Source organism: Spirochaetota bacterium (assembly GCA_017999915.1).
Taxonomy (GTDB): Bacteria; Spirochaetota; UBA4802; order UBA4802; family UBA5550; genus RBG-16-49-21.
Map to the genome: position 1 here is coordinate 316,985 of JAGNKX010000002.1, position 17,540 is coordinate 334,524.

The window sequence follows — 17,540 nt, forward strand, 5'->3', positions numbered from 1 at the left end:
TCCTCTAATTCTTGACACGACAGGGCGATTGCTGTATTCATGTTCTTTACTCAGAAACGCCGCGCAATAGGCGTCGCACAGGATGGACACCACTATGACGAAAAAAATCTGCATTGTCACCGCAATTATATCGCTGATGTGCCCATGGGGATGCAAAAAGCCGGATGAGAGCGCCGCGGCCGGCGGTATCCGCGTGGCGGTGTCCGTCTTCCCGCTCCATGACATGGCCCGCGCCATCTGCGGCGACAGGGGCTCGGCCTTCTTCGTGGTCCCGGCCGGGGCCGACCCCCACTCCTTCGAGCCCAGGCCGTCCATCGCCCGGACCCTGGAGAACACCACCCTCTTCATCGGCGTCACCCCGGAGTTCGACGGATGGGTGGAGCGCTACCTTCCGGCGTCGGCCGCCCGGGTCTACCTGATGGAGCGGCGAAAGGGCGAACCGGAAGCAAACCCCCATATATGGCTCAGCGTCAAGAAGGCAAGGGAGATCGCCGCGGTCATGGCGAAACAGATGAGCGCTGTCGACCCGGCCAACGGCGAATACTACCGGAACAATCTTAAGTCCTATGACAGGAAGCTGGACGATCTCGACAGAGCGATCGCCGCCCTGTTCGCGAATAAAACGAGGAAGTCTTTCATCCAGTGGCACGAATCATGGAATTATTTCGCAGCGGATTACGGCCTGGCCATCACCGGCACGGTCCAGCGCGAAGGAAGCGAAAAGGCGTCGGTGCGGTCGATGAAGGAGATCGTCGACCGGGCGCGGCTGGACCGCGTCACCGCCATCGTCGTGAGCCTTTCCTCGGAGGAGCGGACCGCCCGGGTCCTGGCCGGCGAGATCGGCGGGTCCATCGTGAAGCTGGACGGCATAGGCGATCCCGCATCCAGCGACCGCTCGACCTATCTGAAGCTCATGGAATACAACTCTAAAAAGCTGGCCGGCGCGCTGCGGTAAAGCGGGATGATAGAATGAACAATCCGGTCATATCATTGCGGGACGTATGGGTCCATTACGACGGCACCGTGATCCTCGAAGACGTGAGCCTTGACGTCGCCGAAGGCGAGATCCTGTCCATCGTGGGGCCCAACGGGAGCGGCAAGAGCACCCTCCTCCGCACCATCATGGGGTTCAAGAAACCCACCCGGGGAACCGTCACGGTCCTGGGCGGGCCGCCCCGGAAGACGCCCCGCGGCTCCATCGGGTACCTCCCCCAGAAAAGCGCCGTGGACTACACCATGCCTGTCAGCGTTTTCGACGTGGTCGCCATGGCGAGCTACGCCGGCAAGGGGATGCTCGAGCGCCTGAACGGCGAGGACCGGACGCACATCGCCGACGCCCTGAAGAAGGTCGAGATGGACAGCCTGATGGGCCGTCACTTCGGCAGCCTCTCCGAGGGTCAGAAGCAGCGGGTGCTGATCGCCCGGGCCCTGGTGGTACGGCCGAGGATACTGCTCCTGGACGAGCCGTCTACCGGCCTTGACTCCCTGGCCCAGGACAACTTCTACCAGATGCTCCTCTCCCTGCGCGCCTCCCTGAACCTGACCATCGTCATGGTCTCCCACGACATCGGCGCGGTGTCGAGCATCGTTGACCGCCTGGCGTGCCTCAAGACGAAGATCCACTTCCATGGCGCCCCCGGGGAATGCCTCTCCAACGAGGCCCTTTCCGGCGTGTTCGGGAAAAACGTCTATTACGTCAGCCACGACAGGCACTGCGAAGGGAGCGGCGATAAATGATTGAACTGTTCCAGCTCCATTTTTTCCGCAACGCCTTCATCATGAGCTTCATCGTGGGGATCCTTTTCGGCATCCTCTCGTTCTTCGTGGTCATGCGGAAGATGTCCTTCCTGGGCGCCGGCATCGCCCACACGGCCTTCGGCGGCGTGGCCCTGGGCGTGCTTATCGGCATCGACCCGTTCCTCACGTCACTGGCCTTCTGCACGGCGGCGGCAATTCTCATCGGCAAGCTGGTGCGCTTCGGCAGGATATCCTTCGACATGGGCATCGGCATTTTCTTTTCCTTTTCGATGGCCCTGGGGGCCATCTTCCTCTCGCTCAAAAAGGGATACGCCTTCGACCTGATGAGCTACCTCTTCGGGAACATCCTGGCGGTGACGGCGGCGGACAATGTCATCGCCCTGGCGGTCCTGGCGGTCTTCGTTCCCTTTATCATTATCTTCATCCACCGGATCCTCTTCATGACCATGGACGAGGAAGTGGCGGCCGTGAGCGGCGTCCGCACGGAGGTCCTCGACACGCTGCTCCTCATCTTCCTCGCGGGAATCATCGTCATCAGCATCAAGATAGTGGGGATCATCCTGGTTTCGGCGCTGGTGGTGCTGCCGGCGAGCTTCGGCCTGCTGCTGTCCCGGAACTACCGGAAGGTTATCATGATCGGCATCGTTTACACCGTGGCGGTGATGGTCGGGGGGCTCTTCCTCTCCTACTACCTGGACACGCCGGCCGGGGCCACCATGGTCACGGCCGGGACCGTCATCTATTTCCTCAGCCTGGGCGCGGTGAAGCTATTCCGCTCAGACCGCTGACCCTATCCCGCCAGGTATCCCACGCCGCAGATCAGGAGAAGCACCGCCATGAAGAAGAGGGTGACTCCCACCAGCACCGCCGGAAATATGTAGATCACGAAGGCCTTCCCGAAGTCGGTTGAATGCATCTCCGAGATCCCCTGCACCGCGATAAGGGCCGACCAGACGAAAAGCCCCACGGAGAAGAAGGTGTAGAAAAACAGGGGAGCGAAGTTGAACACCTTGAAGATGTACGTCAGGGGAAGGATGAAGATCTTCGGGAAGAGCGAAAAGTTAACCAGGATGACGAGCTGGCGGATGTTCCCCCTGTTGCCGAAGAACTGGGCCGCCGTGTCCATGAGGGCGGCCGAGATCACCACCGTGAGGGCCTGGTAGAGGAACATGAGGATCCACCCGTAGGTCATTTTATAGTAAAAAAAGGTCGTCTCCCTTCCCAGCAGCGACAGGGTGATGATATCGATGACTGCCACCGTCGCGGGCATGATAAAGCTCAGGGCGAAGGATTTCGGCTCCTGCCGGTCGATCTGGCGGTACAGGGCCCGCGGGTCCAGGAGGGCGTAGAGGAAAAGGTCCGCCCAGCGAAGCGATCTGAGTTCCGTGATGATCATGGCACGTACCTGTACTCGATGCGGTAGTTGTTCTCAATATGCAATTCCCGGAGACCCTGGTCCATCAGGCTTCCGCCGCGGAACATCCCTTCCATCCTCATGAACATCTGCTCGAATGGCGTCTTCGTCTCTTCGTAGACCGGGCAGTCCTCGGAGAGCTTCGCCATCTGGCGGGCCTTGTCAACGGCGTCCTCGAAGGTCCCCAGCATGTCTACGAGCTTGTATTTCAGCGCGGTCTCCCCGCTCATCACGCGGCCGTCGGCGATCGGCTCTATGTCGGACTCGTTCTGGTTCCTCCCGAGGGCCACGTCTTTCAGGAACTTCCGGTAGGACGAATCGATCATATCCTGAATGAGCTCGCGCTCCTCCGGCCTGAGGTCCCGGAACGACGAAAGGATATCCTTGTATTTCCCGCTCTTGATGACGTTCATGTCAATGCCGATCTTCTGGAACAGCCCGCGCAGGTTCGGCGACATCGCAATAACGCCGATGGACCCGGTGATGGAGCCGTGGTTGGCCACGATGTAGTTGCAGGCCGAGGCCACATAGTATCCGCCCGACGCGGCCATCTCGCCCATGGAGGCGACCAGGGGGATGTTCTTCTTCCTGAGCTTCCACAGCTTCTGGTATATCTCCTGGGAGGCGCCCACGGTCCCGCCGGGGGAGTTAATCCGCACCACCACGGCCTTGATGTCGCCGTTGTGCTCCAGGTCGTCGAGGCGCCTGATAATGCTTTCCGCGCCCTGGCCCATGGCCAGGGGCGAGCCCGCGCCCGTCATCTGGATGGCCCCCTCGACGCGGACGATGCCGACGCCCGACCCTACCTGCGGGCCCCGTATCGACACGCCGCCGCGCTTCTGCTGCATGTTCAGGCTGATATCGACGATCGCTATGACCGACGAGAGCACCAGCAGCGCCAGTATGGAAATCAGTATTTTCCTGTTTCTGTCCATTGCTTTGCCTTATGAATGAAATTCTGATGCCGAAGATACGGATGAGGATCGCCCATCTCCTTCGGGTTGAAGGGAAACGCCCGATACTCCGCGAAACAATCCCTTACAATGATAGTTATCGGTAAACGGAGAAATTATTAATAGTGAGTTTTCCCGATGCAGATGCAGGCATAGACCAGGTCCCTGGGCGCCTCGCACTTGTTCTTCTTGACATAGACCTTCATGCTCGGATCGACGCCGTCGCAGGTGCAGTAGCTTACGGTGGTCAATTCCTTACGGCTGATGCTTGTCTTGGCCACCATTTCCGCCAGGATGACTTCCTGCTCGCAGATGTACACTTCAACAACCTGGTAGAGGCCCATTTTCGTGCTGTGGAGAACGCCGGTAACACCAAACAGTAAAACAACGGTCGCCAGTACTATTAATCGCTTCATCCCTCTCCTCCTTGAATGAGCTGTACGCTCCTCCCTGACAGGTGCCGAATCAAAACCGAACAGGCCGAAATCATCCTTACATCAATAAAGATATGCAATGGGATAAAAAAATCAAGTATTATTTATAATAGGCGATGGCCCCGCGCCTGCCGCGCGGGGCCATCATGGATAGGAGGGGGACATAAGCCGAATTCTGTTTATGCAGCAATCTATCTTGACCGGATGTCGCCATACGGTTCCGTGCGACCTACCCGCAGCCTCGAACGGGCCGTTCTCAATCAGCTGCTTACTTGGTCTTGCACCAGGTGGGGTTTACCATGCCGTTCTCATTACTGGGAACGCGGTGAGCTCTTACCTCGCCATTTCACCCTTACCCCTTGCGGGGCGGTATCTTTTCTGTTGCACTTTCCATCGCCTCGCGGCGCCCGGGCGTTACCCGGCACCCTGCCCTGCGGTGTTCGGACTTTCCTCACCGCCCGCCTCGCGGCGGGCCAGCGCTGCTGCGTGGTCCCCTCCGTTTTTCAATCTACTGACAGGGCGTCGGGGTGGCAAGTATAATTCAGGTTTTTTCACGCTCCGCGGCCGCGGCGGGCCTTCCTGTTACGTGGCGGATGGGGCCCCGATGCCGGCCGACTGAGCTTCCCTGCCGGATTTCTTGATCCTGTAAGAAAGCTCGGGATATCTCAATGCCAGCACCAGCCCGTAGATGAACTCAAGGTTAACAATAAGGAGGATATTGGACCTGAAGACCACCGGTGTCCCGAAGATCAGGACCGCCAGGATAATCCATAGAGCAGGGTTATGCATTCTGGCCTTTATTTTTCCATTAATAAAAAGCAACAGCCTCATAAAGAGGTATGTCAGTAGTAATATCAGGGGCCATGCGACAGCGAAAAACTTAATCTGAAGAGCAAGGATGTAGTAGCAGAACCAGAAATGGACAAAAAAGAAGAGCATGGAGTTCTGGCCGAAAAAAAGGATGGGATTGTATTTCCCGGCGGGCAGGCGGCCGCCCGCAAGCCGGACTATGAAGTAAAAAGAAAAGACCACCACGAAGGAGCAGAGAATATACTAGGTGGACATAGAGAATTTACTGACCGAATGGCTTTCCTTCATGGTCTTCCAGTCAAAGCCATACTGAAGGGCGAAATACACCAGGACGCACACCAGCAATGAAGTCAGGAGCAGGATGAGATTGTTCCTGTTCCTCGTGGCGTAGGCGAAGACGCCGAGAAAGGCAAAGGCCACCCAGGGGATGGCGGGGAAAACGCCGGGAGCGATGAAAAAGCTCCGGTACATGAAGTCGGGCACCAGGGGAGACAGGAGCTTGAAAAGCCCGAATATGCCAATGCCGGTCAGGAGATACAGATAGTAGCGGTCCTTGAAGAGCTTAGAACAAAGAGCCGCCAGGATACACCCCAATGCAATAGCCTGGAGCACTTCGCATTCAATACGGAGGAAAAAATTCATGCCATCGGGACGTACTGTCACGGGATTCACATCTGCCGGGTTTACATTGGGAAAATAATACTGGGGCATGAATCCGTTATATGAAAAGCCGAGAAAAAAAATCGAAAGATAAAGAATGATGATCTTTGACAAATCGTCCCGTTTCGCCTGCTGCGTAGCAAGATAGCCGGAAATGGATATGAACATGGCCGGCGCGTAGCTGGCAAAAAGAAGGATATGGTCGAGACCGGTAAAATCATCGACTATCGTGTGCATGCACATCATGAAAATGCAGGCAAGGCCACGGATATAGTCGATAGTGAGATCCCTGTTCTGTTTTAACATGCGCTGACGCCCCCAATTGGATATACGACAGGCGATTTCACAACAACATCCACGGCACATCGCGCGAACAGCGCCTTCGGATGTATGGATGTATCGCCTTTATTTGTTATGTGCCGAGAAACATGCGGGGTTTCACGGAATCACGTTATGAAACCGGCCCTGATAATCTATTTTGAATTATTTATCAGGGTGGTGTCAGATGGGCGACACAATAATAGTCTGCGGAAAATATGTAAAGACCTTTTCCCGTAGAATGGCGTCGCCGGTGACGATAGCAGTATATTTTTAGGGTGGGCGGGGGGATGACCCATGCCCCCCCTAATTTGCGACTGCTACCGCCGATGACGGGCCCCGATTCAATCTTCCATCATCCGCGCCCGCCTGATGAGGTTCCTGGCCATGTCGTGAAAGATAAAGAAATGGGACGGCTTGAGCATATACCAGTAGACATATCCCCACAATCCATAGGGAAGGAAATAGGCGGTCTGCACGAGGGTCGTGCCGTCTATATGGAACTCGAGCCACGCCTTGCCCGGGAGCTTCATCTGTGCGAGGAGCAGCAACCGCCGGTCCTCCTGGATATCGGCAACCTTCCAGAAGTCGAGGCTGTCGCCGATGCGCAGGTGGGAGGCGTCCCTTCTACCACGGCTGATGCCGTATCCGCCGACAAGCTTGTCCAGGTACCCCCTTATCTCCCACAGGAAATGGTAGGTAAACCAGCCGTTCTCGCCGCCCAGTGCCATGATGGACCGGAACATGCGGTGCGGCGATATGGTCCCGAAGTCGCTGCTCCTCCGGTCGACGAGGACCTCGTGGGCTATATTGTCATGACCCTTGATGTCGCACAACTCCGCGCCGCTGCTGTCGCTCCACCTGCTCAGCACCTGGTTGCACTCGATGTCGAACATGGCCTGCCCCATGGCCGCCGTGAAGGAGACGGGGACGATATGGGGAAAATACTTTTCCGCGTTGTCGTTCTGGATTACGGTCTCGCATTTCAGGCCCTTCAGCAGGGCCACGGTCATGCGGCGCGGGACCGGGAAAATGTTCACAAAAAACGCCGATGAGAGCCGGAGGGTCCAGCTCGGGATGGGTATGATATACCGCTTTACGCCTATGATCCCGGCCGTTTTTTCGAGCATTGCCCTGAAGCTCAAGCGTTCGGAGCCGATGTCGATCACCAGGTTTCCGCTCGCGGCAAGGTCCTTTGCGGCCGTCAGGTAGTCGAGGACATCGTCGACGGCGATGGGCTGCGTCATGGTGTCGATCGACCGGGGGGCGACCATGACCGGCGCCTTCTCGACGAAGTTCCAGAGTATCTCGAAGCTGGCGCTGCCGGCGCCGATGATCATGGCGGCGCGGAACCAGACGGTCTGGATCCGGTCGGGGCGGGCGGAGAGGATCTCCCCTGTCTCGATGCGGCTCAGGAGGTGCTTGCTCGCGCAATCCTTGACGCCCAGGCCCCCGAGGTAGATGATCCGCTTGACGCCGGCCTCTATGCAGGCCTCCCTGAAGTTCTCGGCGCTGACCCGGTCGAGCTCCCTGAAATCGCCCTTCGAGGCCCCCATGGAATGGATGAGATAGTAGGCGACATCGATCCCCCTCAGGGCGGCCCGCAGGGAATCCCTGTCAAAGGACGATCCCTCGACGATCTCGACCTTCTGCCGGGATGCGTCGCGGATCTTCTTCACGTTCCGGACGAAGAGGCGCAATTCCACTTTGTCATCATCGAGGAGCCTGACTTTCAGCCTGCGCCCGATATACCCGGTCGCGCCTGTGAGGAGAATTTTCATCGGCCGGACTCCCTTGTGAAGCGCCTCGCCGTCCCTTCGTCCGGCGACGATCCGCGCCCCCTTACTTTTTCTTCCTCGCCTTCACGTCATTATCCTGGGCCCGCTTCAGATAGAGCCCGTAGAAGTACGGCTTCTGCGACGCGAAGGCCATGGCCTGGTGCAGGATCAGCTCTTCGGCGAAGTCGATCCGGTATTTCCACGTCTCGTAATCGAAGGTGACGGAGCGGGCGAAGTAGAGCGGCTTCAGCGCCTCGATGATGTCCCTTTTCATGCGGGGAGTGCCGGTATCGAAGGTGAACAGGATCTGGTAGACCGACTGAGTCCACATCAGCGTGTCCATGTCATAGTGGTCCCGCTCGATCATGTGCCGGATATTGAGATAGAGGTAGGGGCTCAGGTATTTCTTCAGCAGCTTCTCCCGCGACAGGAACTCGTTGCGCAGCTTGTCCTTCAGGTCGCGTATGTCGATGGCCAGCTCCTGGGGAGGGTCGAGCTTTTTCATGCCGAAGAGCGGCTTGGGCTTCGGGTTGTCCTCCGCCATGCCGATCCAATCCGCCTTCTTCGAAAGCACCTTGTCGAAGAAGGTCGTCACCACCTGCGTGAACATGGGGCCCAGCTTCGGCGCGCTGGCCTTGTGTATCTTCGCCCCCAGGCCGACCTCGCATATCCTGAACTTGCCTATGATGGCGTTCAGGGTCATGAAGATGTCGATGCCGTAGAGCCTGGTGGTGGGGAGCCATTTCTGATCGAGCCAGTAGCGGGCCAGGCGCGGCGAAAAGGCGAAATCGCCGCCGATGGGCTGCCTCACGTTCTCGCCCATGAGGCCATAGAGCAGCGGGTAGCAGATATGGTTGGTGATGGTGCCGTCGAACTGGTGACGGCTGTACCGGGGGAGCGCGTAATCGTGCCCCTTGAGGATCGGCTCGACGAAGTACTTGACCCATTCCGGGGTGACCGACCGGAGGTCGGCGTCCAGGACCACGACCGCCTTCAGTGTTCCCCCGTGGGCCTGGGCGGCCTTGAAGAGGTTCATCATGTTGTTCCCCTTCCCTTTCACCCCCCTGGGAGTGGATATGTATTCCTTCGGGGTCGCCGTTTCTGTGGAGAGAAATGCCCCCCTGGTGTCGTCTTCGCTGTTGTTGTCGACATTAATAATGAGGGACTGGAGATTGTTGAAATAACGCTTGAGCCCGATATCCACCTGCTTTGTGACATACCCGATGGTATCAGCCTCCATGTACGATGGAATCCCGACTATCAGTTCAATTCCCTTTCCCTGCTTCATGTCGTTCTCCCGGTAGTGGTGATGTGGATGGATTCAATGTACCTTCATATTTGAAAATAATCAACGATTTTTATTAAAGCATAGCCCTCCATCTCCAATAAAAATTGCATCAATGCCGTTAAACCTCTTACTCGCATTAATGGTTGACATATACAGGCTCATCGCCGGTATGATAAACTCCACAACAGTCAGGGAGATCGACGTGCACGAACTATCCATCATGAGCAGCATCCTGGACATCGTCCTCGATCACGCCAACAAGAACAAAGCGAAGAAAGTCCAGTCCATCAACCTGAGGATCGGCCAGCTTTCCGATATCATACCCGAATGGGCGCAGTCCTATTTCGACATGCTCAGCAAGGACACCATCGCCGACGGCGCGGTCCTGGACATAGAGCACGTCCCGGTCAAGGTGAAGTGCCGCGCCTGCGGCCACGAGCACGCCTTCAAGGACAAGAAATGGAGCTTCACCTGCGTTAAATGCGAATCCCCCGACATCGAGCTCCTGGAAGGGAGGGAGTTTTCCATCGTAAGCATTGAAATAACCTGATGGGAACCGATCTTAATAAAAAACTGGCGGCCCGCCTCAGGGGCCTGAAGCTCGACCGGGAGATCAGGATTATGGAGGTGTGCGGGACCCATACCACGGAATTCTTCCGGTCCGGCGTGAAGGACCTCTTTCCAGGGGGGCTCACCCTGGTGGACGGCCCCGGGTGCCCGGTCTGCGTCACCCCCAACGATTACCTCGACCGCGCCATCGAGATAGGGAAGCGCCACGGCGCCGTCATCGCCACCTTCGGGGACATGATCAAGGTGCCGTCGTCCTACAGCTCCCTGGCGAAGGAAAAGGCCGAGGGGATGGATATCCGCGTGGTGTACTCGCCCATGAACGCCCTGGAGATGGCCGAAGCCGACCCCGGCGCGGAGGTGATCTTCCTCAGCGTGGGATTTGAGACCACGGCCCCGGCCGAGGCGGTGGCGGTCCTGGAGGCGAAAAAGCGGGGCCTGAAAAACTTCTCCATCCTTTCCGGGAACAAGCTCACTCCCCCGGCGGTGGACGCGCTCCTGACCGCGCAGGAAGTGAAGATCGACGGGTTCATCCTGCCGGGCCACGTGAGCGCCGTCATCGGCACAAGGCCCTGGCGCTTCATATCGAACCGTTTTAACCGGCCCTGCGTGGTCTCCGGATTCGACGCGCCTGACCTCATGATGGGGATGATCTCCCTCGTCGATCTCGTACGCAAGAATAAGAACGAAACGATCAATCAATACACCCGCGTCGTCAAGGAAGAGGGGAACCCGAAGGCCCTGGAAATACTCGACCTGGTCTTCGCCCCGTCCGACGCCCACTGGCGGGGCATCGGCGTAATACCGGGCAGCGGCCTGGAGCTCCGCGAGGAATTCGCGGATTTCGACGCGGCGCGGAAGTTCCCGGTGACGCCCCCGGAGCCAAAAGCGGCGAAGGGATGCCGGTGCGGCGAGCTCCTGCGCGGGCTCATCACGCCGCCGGAGTGCGCCCTCTACGGGAAGGCCTGCACGCCGGAGGAGCCGGTCGGCCCCTGCATGGTCTCCACGGAAGGGCCCTGCGCGGCCTATTACAAGTACTGGAGCAAATGATGTCAAAGAAGATCCTGCCGGGACACGGCAGCGGCGGCAGGCTGATGAACGAGATGATCGAAAGGGTCATCCGGAAGCGTTTCGGCGAGGGAACCGTGCAGCTCGACGATTCGGCGGTGCTCGGCGTCGGCGGCGTCTCCATCGCCTTCACCACCGACACCTTCGTCATCACGCCGATCTTCTTCCCCGGCGGCGACATCGGGAAGCTCGCGGTGAACGGCACCGTGAACGACCTCGCGGTGATGGGCGCCCGGCCCCTCTACCTGTCCTGCGGCCTCATCCTTGAAGAGGGCCTCGACTTCGCGGACCTGGAGCGCGTCCTCGATTCGATGAAGGCCGAGGCGGACAGGGCCGGCGTCGCCATCGTCACCGGCGACACCAAGGTGGTCCCCAACGGCAAGGCAGACAGGATATTCATCAACACCTCGGGCATCGGCGTCATCGAGAAGAAGATACAGCGCCGGGCGATCGTTCCCGGGGACCGCATCATCGTGAGCGGAACCATCGGCGACCACGGCATGGCGATCATGGCCCTGCGCAACGGCCTTTCCTTTTCCCGGGGCCTCCAATCCGACTGCGCCCACCTGAACCACATGATCTCGAAAATAACCGATAACTATCCGGAAAGCGTCAAGTTCATGCGCGACCCGACCCGGGGCGGCATCGCCTCCGTGCTGAATGAAATCGTAAAAGGTAAAGAATACAGCGCCATGCTGTCAGAGGACGCCCTCCCCATCCGGGAAGAGGTCCGGGGCGTGTGCGGCATCCTCGGGATCGAGGCCCTGTACGCGGCCAACGAGGGAAAGGTTGTCATCATAGCCGGCAAAGGAGACGCAGAGGCCGTCGTAAATGTGATGAGGTCCACTCCCGAGGGCAGGGACGCCACGGTGATCGGAGAGATCACGACGGCCTTTCCCGGCAAGGCCTATATCGAAACGGCCATAGGCGGTAGGAGGATCCTGCCGCTCCTGACCGAGGAGCAGCTGCCGAGGATCTGCTGAGGCTACGAATCTCCTCCCCCTTAATGGGTGGGGGCGCCGAACAGGAAGTTTCAGTGCCGATCGCGGACAGGAGGTCCAAATAGCGATCGGCGTGGGTGGGGGTGAAAAATTCCTATCACCCTCCCCTATCCCCTCCCATCAAGGGAGGGGTATCATCAAAAAGGAGAACCATATGTGTCTTGCAGTACCGATGACCATAACGAAAATCGAGGGGACCAGGGCCGTTGCCGAAGCCCGCGGTGTTGAAACGGCGGTGGATATCTCTCTCATGCCGGAAGTGAAGATCAACGACAAGGTGATCGTCCACGCCGGCTTCATCATCGAGCGCCTCGACGAAAAGGAAGCAGCCGAAATCGACAAGGTATGGGACCAGTACCTTGAGCAGCTCGAGAAGGAAGAAAGCGCCTGATCCTGCCCGGCGATTGGCCGGTAGAGGCGCCGCGGCGACCAGGAATCATCCCTTCCTGTTGCGGATATAGAGCGCCGTATCGACGGCCACAAGGGCAAGGTTCGTTATATAGAGATAGATCACATTGTCATAATTGTAGAATACCTTATGTAAAATCCCCGCCAGGTAGCCCGCCATCACGATGACCAAGAACACCAGGCTCTTCCCCTTGACGGATTCCGACTTCCATGACCGGTAGATCGAGAAAGGCCAGGCCGAGCCGAAGCAGATAAGCATTACAATTTCGAAAACACTCATGATTCTCCTCTCGATTGGTGTAATGTGCGAGAAATGATCAAAGTCAATCCATCTCAATTGATTAATCCACGTTCACCCCCGCTTGACGTGGCGTATTACATAAAGAACGCGATAATTCGACGTACAATCAGGATAGTCCACCTGATGGGGTTTAGTAGATATGTTGCGTAAACAAAGGGGTTGTCCCATTTCAACTTGAAAAAACTGGCCATAGTCCTTTTAGGAGGGAACAAAAGGTCAATGAGCAAAATGCCCTTTAGCCGGGGCATCCATTTTTTTTGATACACGAAGGGCGCCAGCAATTTGTAAAGCCTGGTGCAGATGAACCAGCTCGATACCAGGTCATGGAAGCATCCGAGGTGAATCGTGACGCATAGTCTCTGCCCCGAAGTGCATTGACCATTTAAATCGGTGATGATATGTTCCGGCACCTCCAGATCAAGGAGCCGCCTCGATAATTTGAGGGAAAAAAGCACAAAGGAAGAGACCCCCAATTGACCGGAGATCATGAGGACCCTATCCCAGTCGATCCCCTGTTGAATCAGATCAGCTATATCCAGCGCGTTTCGCATTACAAATTGGTTTGAATAGGGGGCGCGCTTCAGGGCCGTATGAAGGCACATGAGGAGCAACAGGTCTTCATTGCACAAAACAAATGAGCGCAGTTTTTCATTCCACAGCCTCTTGTCCCAGAAAATATTAATATTATTCAGAAGCCCGTCGAGGTCAAACTCATAGACCCGAGATCTCTCAAAAAAATTGGTGTGCAATTCAAGCAGGAGCGCATTTTTTTTATTATAATACTGAAACTGGTTATTCCAATCCATCTGCAGCGCAATATTCTTTTTCTCCTCCTTCCTGACCAGGGGGTTCATGATATCGCCGACATAATTATAATCCACAAGTGTAACAAGTTTATTCGCCGCCAGGAGGTCTTTTTCCCTGACGAGGATATCAATGTCGCCCACCGTGCGCAATCCTGTAAAATCAAGGGATAATCCTTTTATCAATACGCATTCGATACCATGATCCGCCAAGGCGGTTTGTATCCTGGTACATTCTTTTAATATCATCTGGTTTAAAAGAACTGTATTGAGAACCGCTTCCTTCGCTGCGGCAGAGATTTCGGACTTCATCGGTTCTGGCAAGTGATACTTGACCAGTTCACTTAAAACAACAGGTTTAACCAAATGCTTGTCAACTTTTGACAAAAAACGACCGAGATTGATCTTTGAATTTTGTAAAATATTTTCAATAAGAGCTATGTTCTTTCTCTTTTTACACAGCTCCACGATAAGAATATCTTCAATTTTCATGATTCATCACTCGCATTATTCTCGATCTGTGGCGTATACATTATTTATCGATATTCTATTAAGCCGATTTCTGCCACGATGTGCAAGTTTTTAGATAGTGGTAATTTCATTATACCATACCGGTATGTACAACTAAAAATTATTTTATTGTTGAAACATAATATGCATGTTATTATCTTCATCTTTAATCTGAAAGGGATACGTTGAAGAGGTAACTCCTGTAATTGCCGGTTTTAAGCACCTTGAATGGTGTTGATTTTCATTATACAAATATTAAACTGCAGCAATTACAACAGAGGTGCCACCGGGGAAGCATCCATGCTTGTTAATTCGAAGTTCCCTTAATTTTAATCGGTAGTCAACAACACGTTCATAATGAATCAAACAGAACAAGAGAAACAAAAAACAGTATCCCTGTGGTTTAACCTGATCAACGGGATGGTTCCCCATGGAGAAATTGTCGAACTCCCTGTTCTGACCGGAAGCATGTCACCTCTGATAATGCCCGGTTATACTATCAGCATCAGGTCATGTTCGGCCAACAAGATAAAACCCGGAGACGTTATCGTTTTTAAAGATGGAAATTCATTGACAACCTATCGCTTTCTGATTCGACTGCCTCTGGGCAAGAGGCAAGTCATTTATCAAAAAGGCGATGCCAATCGGTTTGGAAAGTGGATTCGATCCGAACGCGTGGTGGGTGTCATTGATGGTATCAGTGACATGACCGGAGCATGTATCGACATTTCCAATAGTGAAGCAAGAATAAAAGCGAAAAAAGAATCATTCCGGCAGATCGCACTTACTGCCTGGAACACAATACTGATACTTCCCAGGTTCATAAAAAAATGTTTGCGAGAAAAAAGAACGAATTCCGATTAGATGTCGGCGATCGCACCATTGCCATGGTGTGCCCTTCGGAAAAGCATGTCATGGCTTTCATGGAATACTTTGGCACTGATAACTCGAATAAGGATCCCGAGATTATCCTGGACATTGAAATTGCCCATCAGGAAAAAACCGTTGATATCCCGGATTCACTGTTCACAACAAAAAAAATATCGGGCCCCATTATCGATATCGCAGGCGGTTTGGTCCAGGGAGAATCCGGACCTGATCCCAATACGATAAAAATACGGGTCAGCGACGCTTTGACAAGCGGCCCGGTATCCAGGGTCTTCGAACAGCTGTTGTACCAGGCTTTTTACTCATGCTGCAAAATCAGCAACTCGGATTCGCTGCTGATTCACTGCTCTGGAGTAATCTATCGCGGCAATGGATATCTCTTTGTCGGTCCTTCTGGCTCCGGCAAATCAACGATCGCGGCACTGAGCGAAGAGCACCATATCATGAATGATGAAATATGCCTCATAGACTTCAGCGGCAAAACGGTTTCCTGTCTCGGCACACCCTTCAACGGGTATTATAAAAAGAAGCGTAAGGGCTCGGCTCTGCTGAAGTCGATTTTTCTCATTGACCACGGCAAAGAACATCGCATATCAGATATAAGCAGAAGGGAAGCGGTGACAATGCTTGCCAAAGAAATAATACCCCCCGTTGCGCTGATGGATGAATTTTCTCCAAGAATCTTCATTCACATGATGGACCAGGCCGACAAAATATATGATCTGGTGCCGATGCGCAAACTGGAATTCCTTCAGGACAAGGGATTCTGGAGTGAGATTGAAAAAGAATATCATCCACAAGGAGCGTGACTTATAATCATGGATTTAAACTTTACCCCGTTTATCGTTGAGGGATTATGCGTCAGGGAACTCGGTGATTCCATCATCATCATAACCGAGAAGGGGGATCTACTGCACAACCTCGATGAAATCGGCGGATTAATATGGAAATTCATCGACGGTTCCAGATCCGCATTGGCGATCCTTGAGAAAATATGCGAGGAATATGACGTTGAAAGATCACGGGCTGAAGGAGATCTTATTGAATTTCTCACCACTTTAAAAGATAAAAATCTGGTCCGTTTCTGAGGACCATCGTGAACCTGTACACGAATGTTTACAATAAGTACCTGGCACGGAATAAAATATTCAGCGCCATGCTTGAAGTCACCCACCGTTGCCCCTGCGACTGCATCCACTGCCTCCTTGCAGAAGAACATGGAGATGAGCTTACCATTGATGAGATTTCCAATCTCTTCAAACAACTGCGTGAAGAAGGGACCATTAATATCAGCATATCCGGCGGAGAACCTTTTCTGCGCAATGATTTGCCGACAATTCTTGGAGAAGCAAGAAATAACGGCTTTATTGTTTCAATACTTACAACTGGAATCACATTGGGTCATGCCGAGGTTCAACTGATAAAAAAATTACAGATTTCAAGAATTGAAACATCTCTTTTAGGCGCAAATCCGGAAACCCATGATTCATTGATGCGCCACCCGGGGGCATTCAACAGTATGATGAAAGCCGTGAAACTGTTGCGTTCCGAAGGTATTAATATTATAATCAAAGGTACGATACTGAAGCAGAACTATTCGGAGTTAGATGGCATGGCCGACCTTTGCAGATCCCTGGGGTTGCCTTTCCTGGCTAATGTTGTTATATCTCCCCGGACAGATGGAGATACTGGTATACAGGCCAGCATGTTGTCTGACAATGAATTTATCCGATTGGATCCCGTTCATATCAACGGCGGATTGATACCCGACGAAAACACCGAGGGTGGAGCCATTTTGAGCTGTAAGGCCGGCATTACATCAGCCTGCATAGCACAACAGGGTGATGTTTACCCCTGTGTCATAATGAGGAAAAAAATAGGCACAATCAGGAAAAACACCATCAAAGAAATATGGCATGACAATCCCGATCCCTTTATTATCAAGCTCAGGACATCAAAGCCCGAAGACGCTTCCGGTTGTTACTCATGTGAATTGAAGAATAATTGCAAACGATGCCCCGGAATCGCATTTCTTGAGACAGGATCAGTTCATGGATCACCGATGAGTTCTTGCCGCCTTGCTGGAAAAATCAAGAGATGAAAATCTAGAAGCCTTGGAAATATAATCGACTCTGTTCCCATTTCTGTTGTCTTATTGCATGCTTTAATTATTTTTTATAATTTAATAAACAGAGATGCGCGGAACCCATCTTAATAAAAAAACTTCTGGGGTTAACCAGAAGTTTCGATTATGCAGTTAAAAATATTTAATTCTAACAATTGATACAAAAAGTATTAACAAAAGAATAAAAACCAAGGGTGGCGACGATAGTGATGGAATTGTCCGCCGCCGTTATTTCCTCCCGAAGATCCATAGCAACCGAATACACCAACTTTTATCTCTTCGCTTGTTATAGAGGGAGTAACATAATTCTTCTTCATCTCATTTTTCTCCAGTTGATTTGTATTATTTTTTATAAATAGTAATCAGACTATAGTATATATATTAAAGTCATAATAATATAATAATATAATTTGTCAACTCAATGATTACGCACGACGAATAAATGACACTTATTGT

20 protein-coding genes and 1 other RNA gene are annotated in these 17,540 nt (G+C 53.8%); 11 read left to right on the plus strand and 10 right to left on the minus strand.

Annotated features, from left to right (window positions below; translation table 11 throughout):
* The first annotated feature begins 94 nt into the window (after positions 1 to 94).
* Genes KA369_05470 through KA369_05480 form a run of 3 tightly spaced genes read left to right on the plus strand, consistent with a single transcriptional unit; the run spans position 95 to position 2,546 of the window.
* Entirely contained in the window at positions 95 to 955 is an 861-nt protein-coding gene (locus KA369_05470; protein ID MBP7735406.1) for a zinc ABC transporter substrate-binding protein, read from the plus strand.
* 14 nt (positions 956 to 969) lie between these two features.
* On the plus strand, positions 970 to 1,737 hold the full coding sequence (locus tag KA369_05475) for a metal ABC transporter ATP-binding protein (GenBank protein MBP7735407.1): 768 nt from the start codon (positions 970 to 972) through the stop codon (positions 1,735 to 1,737).
* Positions 1,734 to 2,546 (plus strand): metal ABC transporter permease, encoded by an 813-nt coding sequence (locus KA369_05480; protein MBP7735408.1) that lies wholly within the window; start codon positions 1,734 to 1,736, stop codon positions 2,544 to 2,546. Before KA369_05475 ends, KA369_05480 begins: the two co-directional genes overlap by 4 nt.
* Before the next feature lie 2 nt (positions 2,547 to 2,548).
* Here the strand turns inward: KA369_05480 and KA369_05485 are convergent, their stop codons facing one another.
* The 8 genes from KA369_05485 to KA369_05520 all read right to left on the minus strand — a co-directional run bounded on the left by KA369_05485 (position 2,549) and on the right by KA369_05520 (position 9,413).
* Positions 2,549 to 3,154, minus strand: coding sequence for a YIP1 family protein (locus KA369_05485; protein ID MBP7735409.1), 606 nt, complete (start codon positions 3,152 to 3,154; stop codon positions 2,549 to 2,551).
* A complete protein-coding gene (gene sppA / locus KA369_05490) occupies positions 3,151 to 4,107 on the minus strand; it encodes a signal peptide peptidase SppA (protein ID MBP7735410.1) in 957 nt (318 codons plus the stop codon). The genes KA369_05485 and sppA overlap by 4 nt, the downstream gene beginning before the upstream one ends.
* 137 nt (positions 4,108 to 4,244) lie before the next feature.
* A complete protein-coding gene (locus KA369_05495; protein MBP7735411.1) occupies positions 4,245 to 4,541 on the minus strand; it encodes a hypothetical protein in 297 nt (98 codons plus the stop codon).
* A 167-nt stretch (positions 4,542 to 4,708) separates the two neighbouring features.
* Positions 4,709 to 5,057, minus strand: an RNA gene (gene rnpB / locus KA369_05500) — RNase P RNA component class A.
* Between the two features lie 84 nt (positions 5,058 to 5,141).
* Positions 5,142 to 5,594 carry a hypothetical protein gene (locus KA369_05505; protein MBP7735412.1) on the minus strand — a complete coding sequence of 151 codons (453 nt, stop codon included), beginning with the start codon at positions 5,592 to 5,594 and terminating at the stop codon, positions 5,142 to 5,144.
* Positions 5,595 to 5,612: 18 nt separating this feature from the next.
* On the minus strand, positions 5,613 to 6,335 hold the full coding sequence (locus KA369_05510) for a hypothetical protein (GenBank protein MBP7735413.1): 723 nt from the start codon (positions 6,333 to 6,335) through the stop codon (positions 5,613 to 5,615).
* A gap of 356 nt (positions 6,336 to 6,691) precedes the next feature.
* The gene (locus KA369_05515) at positions 6,692 to 8,128 is read right to left on the minus strand and encodes an SDR family oxidoreductase (protein MBP7735414.1); all 1,437 of its coding nucleotides are present in this window, start codon (positions 8,126 to 8,128) and stop codon (positions 6,692 to 6,694) included.
* 61 nt (positions 8,129 to 8,189) lie between these two features.
* A complete protein-coding gene (locus KA369_05520) occupies positions 8,190 to 9,413 on the minus strand; it encodes a glycosyltransferase (protein MBP7735415.1) in 1,224 nt (407 codons plus the stop codon).
* Between the two features lie 169 nt (positions 9,414 to 9,582).
* On the opposite strand from KA369_05520, the gene hypA reads away from it, so the two are divergent.
* The 4 genes from hypA (at position 9,583) to KA369_05540 (ending at position 12,440) form a co-directional block, all read left to right on the plus strand.
* Positions 9,583 to 9,963, plus strand: coding sequence for a hydrogenase maturation nickel metallochaperone HypA (gene hypA, locus KA369_05525; GenBank protein MBP7735416.1), 381 nt, complete (start codon positions 9,583 to 9,585; stop codon positions 9,961 to 9,963).
* Positions 9,963 to 11,030, plus strand: a complete 1,068-nt coding sequence (hypD, locus tag KA369_05530; protein ID MBP7735417.1) for a hydrogenase formation protein HypD — start codon at positions 9,963 to 9,965, stop codon at positions 11,028 to 11,030. The genes hypA and hypD overlap by 1 nt, the downstream gene beginning before the upstream one ends.
* On the plus strand, positions 11,027 to 12,031 hold the full coding sequence (hypE, locus tag KA369_05535; protein MBP7735418.1) for a hydrogenase expression/formation protein HypE: 1,005 nt from the start codon (positions 11,027 to 11,029) through the stop codon (positions 12,029 to 12,031). The genes hypD and hypE overlap by 4 nt, the downstream gene beginning before the upstream one ends.
* 172 nt (positions 12,032 to 12,203) lie before the next feature.
* The gene (locus tag KA369_05540) at positions 12,204 to 12,440 is read left to right on the plus strand and encodes a HypC/HybG/HupF family hydrogenase formation chaperone (GenBank protein MBP7735419.1); all 237 of its coding nucleotides are present in this window, start codon (positions 12,204 to 12,206) and stop codon (positions 12,438 to 12,440) included.
* Between the two features lie 45 nt (positions 12,441 to 12,485).
* Here the strand turns inward: KA369_05540 and KA369_05545 are convergent, their stop codons facing one another.
* On the minus strand, positions 12,486 to 12,737 hold the full coding sequence (locus KA369_05545) for a hypothetical protein (GenBank protein MBP7735420.1): 252 nt from the start codon (positions 12,735 to 12,737) through the stop codon (positions 12,486 to 12,488).
* A 95-nt stretch (positions 12,738 to 12,832) separates the two neighbouring features.
* Positions 12,833 to 14,053 carry a nucleotidyltransferase family protein gene (locus KA369_05550; GenBank protein MBP7735421.1) on the minus strand — a complete coding sequence of 407 codons (1,221 nt, stop codon included), beginning with the start codon at positions 14,051 to 14,053 and terminating at the stop codon, positions 12,833 to 12,835.
* Positions 14,054 to 14,428: 375 nt separating this feature from the next.
* Here KA369_05550 and KA369_05555 point away from each other — a divergent pair, with 375 nt between their 5' ends.
* The 4 genes from KA369_05555 to KA369_05570 are packed head-to-tail and all read left to right on the plus strand — an operon-like array spanning position 14,429 to position 17,060.
* Positions 14,429 to 14,935: a hypothetical protein gene (locus tag KA369_05555; protein MBP7735422.1), complete on the plus strand. Its 507-nt coding sequence runs from the start codon at positions 14,429 to 14,431 to the stop codon at positions 14,933 to 14,935.
* Complete coding sequence (locus KA369_05560) at positions 14,902 to 15,768, plus strand: hypothetical protein (GenBank protein MBP7735423.1); 867 nt, start codon at positions 14,902 to 14,904, stop codon at positions 15,766 to 15,768. The genes KA369_05555 and KA369_05560 overlap by 34 nt, the downstream gene beginning before the upstream one ends.
* Positions 15,769 to 15,777: 9 nt before the next feature.
* Positions 15,778 to 16,047 carry a PqqD family protein gene (locus KA369_05565; GenBank protein ID MBP7735424.1) on the plus strand — a complete coding sequence of 90 codons (270 nt, stop codon included), beginning with the start codon at positions 15,778 to 15,780 and terminating at the stop codon, positions 16,045 to 16,047.
* A gap of 8 nt (positions 16,048 to 16,055) precedes the next feature.
* The gene (locus tag KA369_05570) at positions 16,056 to 17,060 is read left to right on the plus strand and encodes a radical SAM protein (GenBank protein ID MBP7735425.1); all 1,005 of its coding nucleotides are present in this window, start codon (positions 16,056 to 16,058) and stop codon (positions 17,058 to 17,060) included.
* The last annotated feature ends 480 nt before the right edge of the window (positions 17,061 to 17,540 follow it).

Excerpts from the sequence above, each read along its gene's own strand:
- KA369_05470 (MBP7735406.1), top strand. The coding sequence starts at position 95 with ATGACGAAAAAAATCTGCATTGTCACCGCAATTATATCGCTGATGTGC.
- KA369_05475 (MBP7735407.1), top strand. The coding sequence starts at position 970 with ATGAACAATCCGGTCATATCATTGCGGGACGTATGGGTCCATTACGAC.
- KA369_05480 (MBP7735408.1), top strand. The coding sequence starts at position 1,734 with ATGATTGAACTGTTCCAGCTCCATTTTTTCCGCAACGCCTTCATCATG.
- KA369_05485 (MBP7735409.1), bottom strand. The coding sequence starts at position 3,154 with ATGATCATCACGGAACTCAGATCGCTTCGCTGGGCGGACCTTTTCCTC.
- sppA (MBP7735410.1), bottom strand. The coding sequence starts at position 4,107 with ATGGACAGAAACAGGAAAATACTGATTTCCATACTGGCGCTGCTGGTG.
- KA369_05495 (MBP7735411.1), bottom strand. The coding sequence starts at position 4,541 with ATGAAGCGATTAATAGTACTGGCGACCGTTGTTTTACTGTTTGGTGTT.
- KA369_05510 (MBP7735413.1), bottom strand. The coding sequence starts at position 6,335 with ATGTTAAAACAGAACAGGGATCTCACTATCGACTATATCCGTGGCCTT.
- KA369_05515 (MBP7735414.1), bottom strand. The coding sequence starts at position 8,128 with ATGAAAATTCTCCTCACAGGCGCGACCGGGTATATCGGGCGCAGGCTG.
- KA369_05520 (MBP7735415.1), bottom strand. The coding sequence starts at position 9,413 with ATGAAGCAGGGAAAGGGAATTGAACTGATAGTCGGGATTCCATCGTAC.
- hypA (MBP7735416.1), top strand. The coding sequence starts at position 9,583 with ATGATAAACTCCACAACAGTCAGGGAGATCGACGTGCACGAACTATCC.
- hypD (MBP7735417.1), top strand. The coding sequence starts at position 9,963 with ATGGGAACCGATCTTAATAAAAAACTGGCGGCCCGCCTCAGGGGCCTG.
- hypE (MBP7735418.1), top strand. The coding sequence starts at position 11,027 with ATGATGTCAAAGAAGATCCTGCCGGGACACGGCAGCGGCGGCAGGCTG.
- KA369_05540 (MBP7735419.1), top strand. The coding sequence starts at position 12,204 with ATGTGTCTTGCAGTACCGATGACCATAACGAAAATCGAGGGGACCAGG.
- KA369_05545 (MBP7735420.1), bottom strand. The coding sequence starts at position 12,737 with ATGAGTGTTTTCGAAATTGTAATGCTTATCTGCTTCGGCTCGGCCTGG.
- KA369_05550 (MBP7735421.1), bottom strand. The coding sequence starts at position 14,053 with ATGAAAATTGAAGATATTCTTATCGTGGAGCTGTGTAAAAAGAGAAAG.
- KA369_05555 (MBP7735422.1), top strand. The coding sequence starts at position 14,429 with ATGAATCAAACAGAACAAGAGAAACAAAAAACAGTATCCCTGTGGTTT.
- KA369_05560 (MBP7735423.1), top strand. The coding sequence starts at position 14,902 with ATGTTTGCGAGAAAAAAGAACGAATTCCGATTAGATGTCGGCGATCGC.
- KA369_05565 (MBP7735424.1), top strand. The coding sequence starts at position 15,778 with ATGGATTTAAACTTTACCCCGTTTATCGTTGAGGGATTATGCGTCAGG.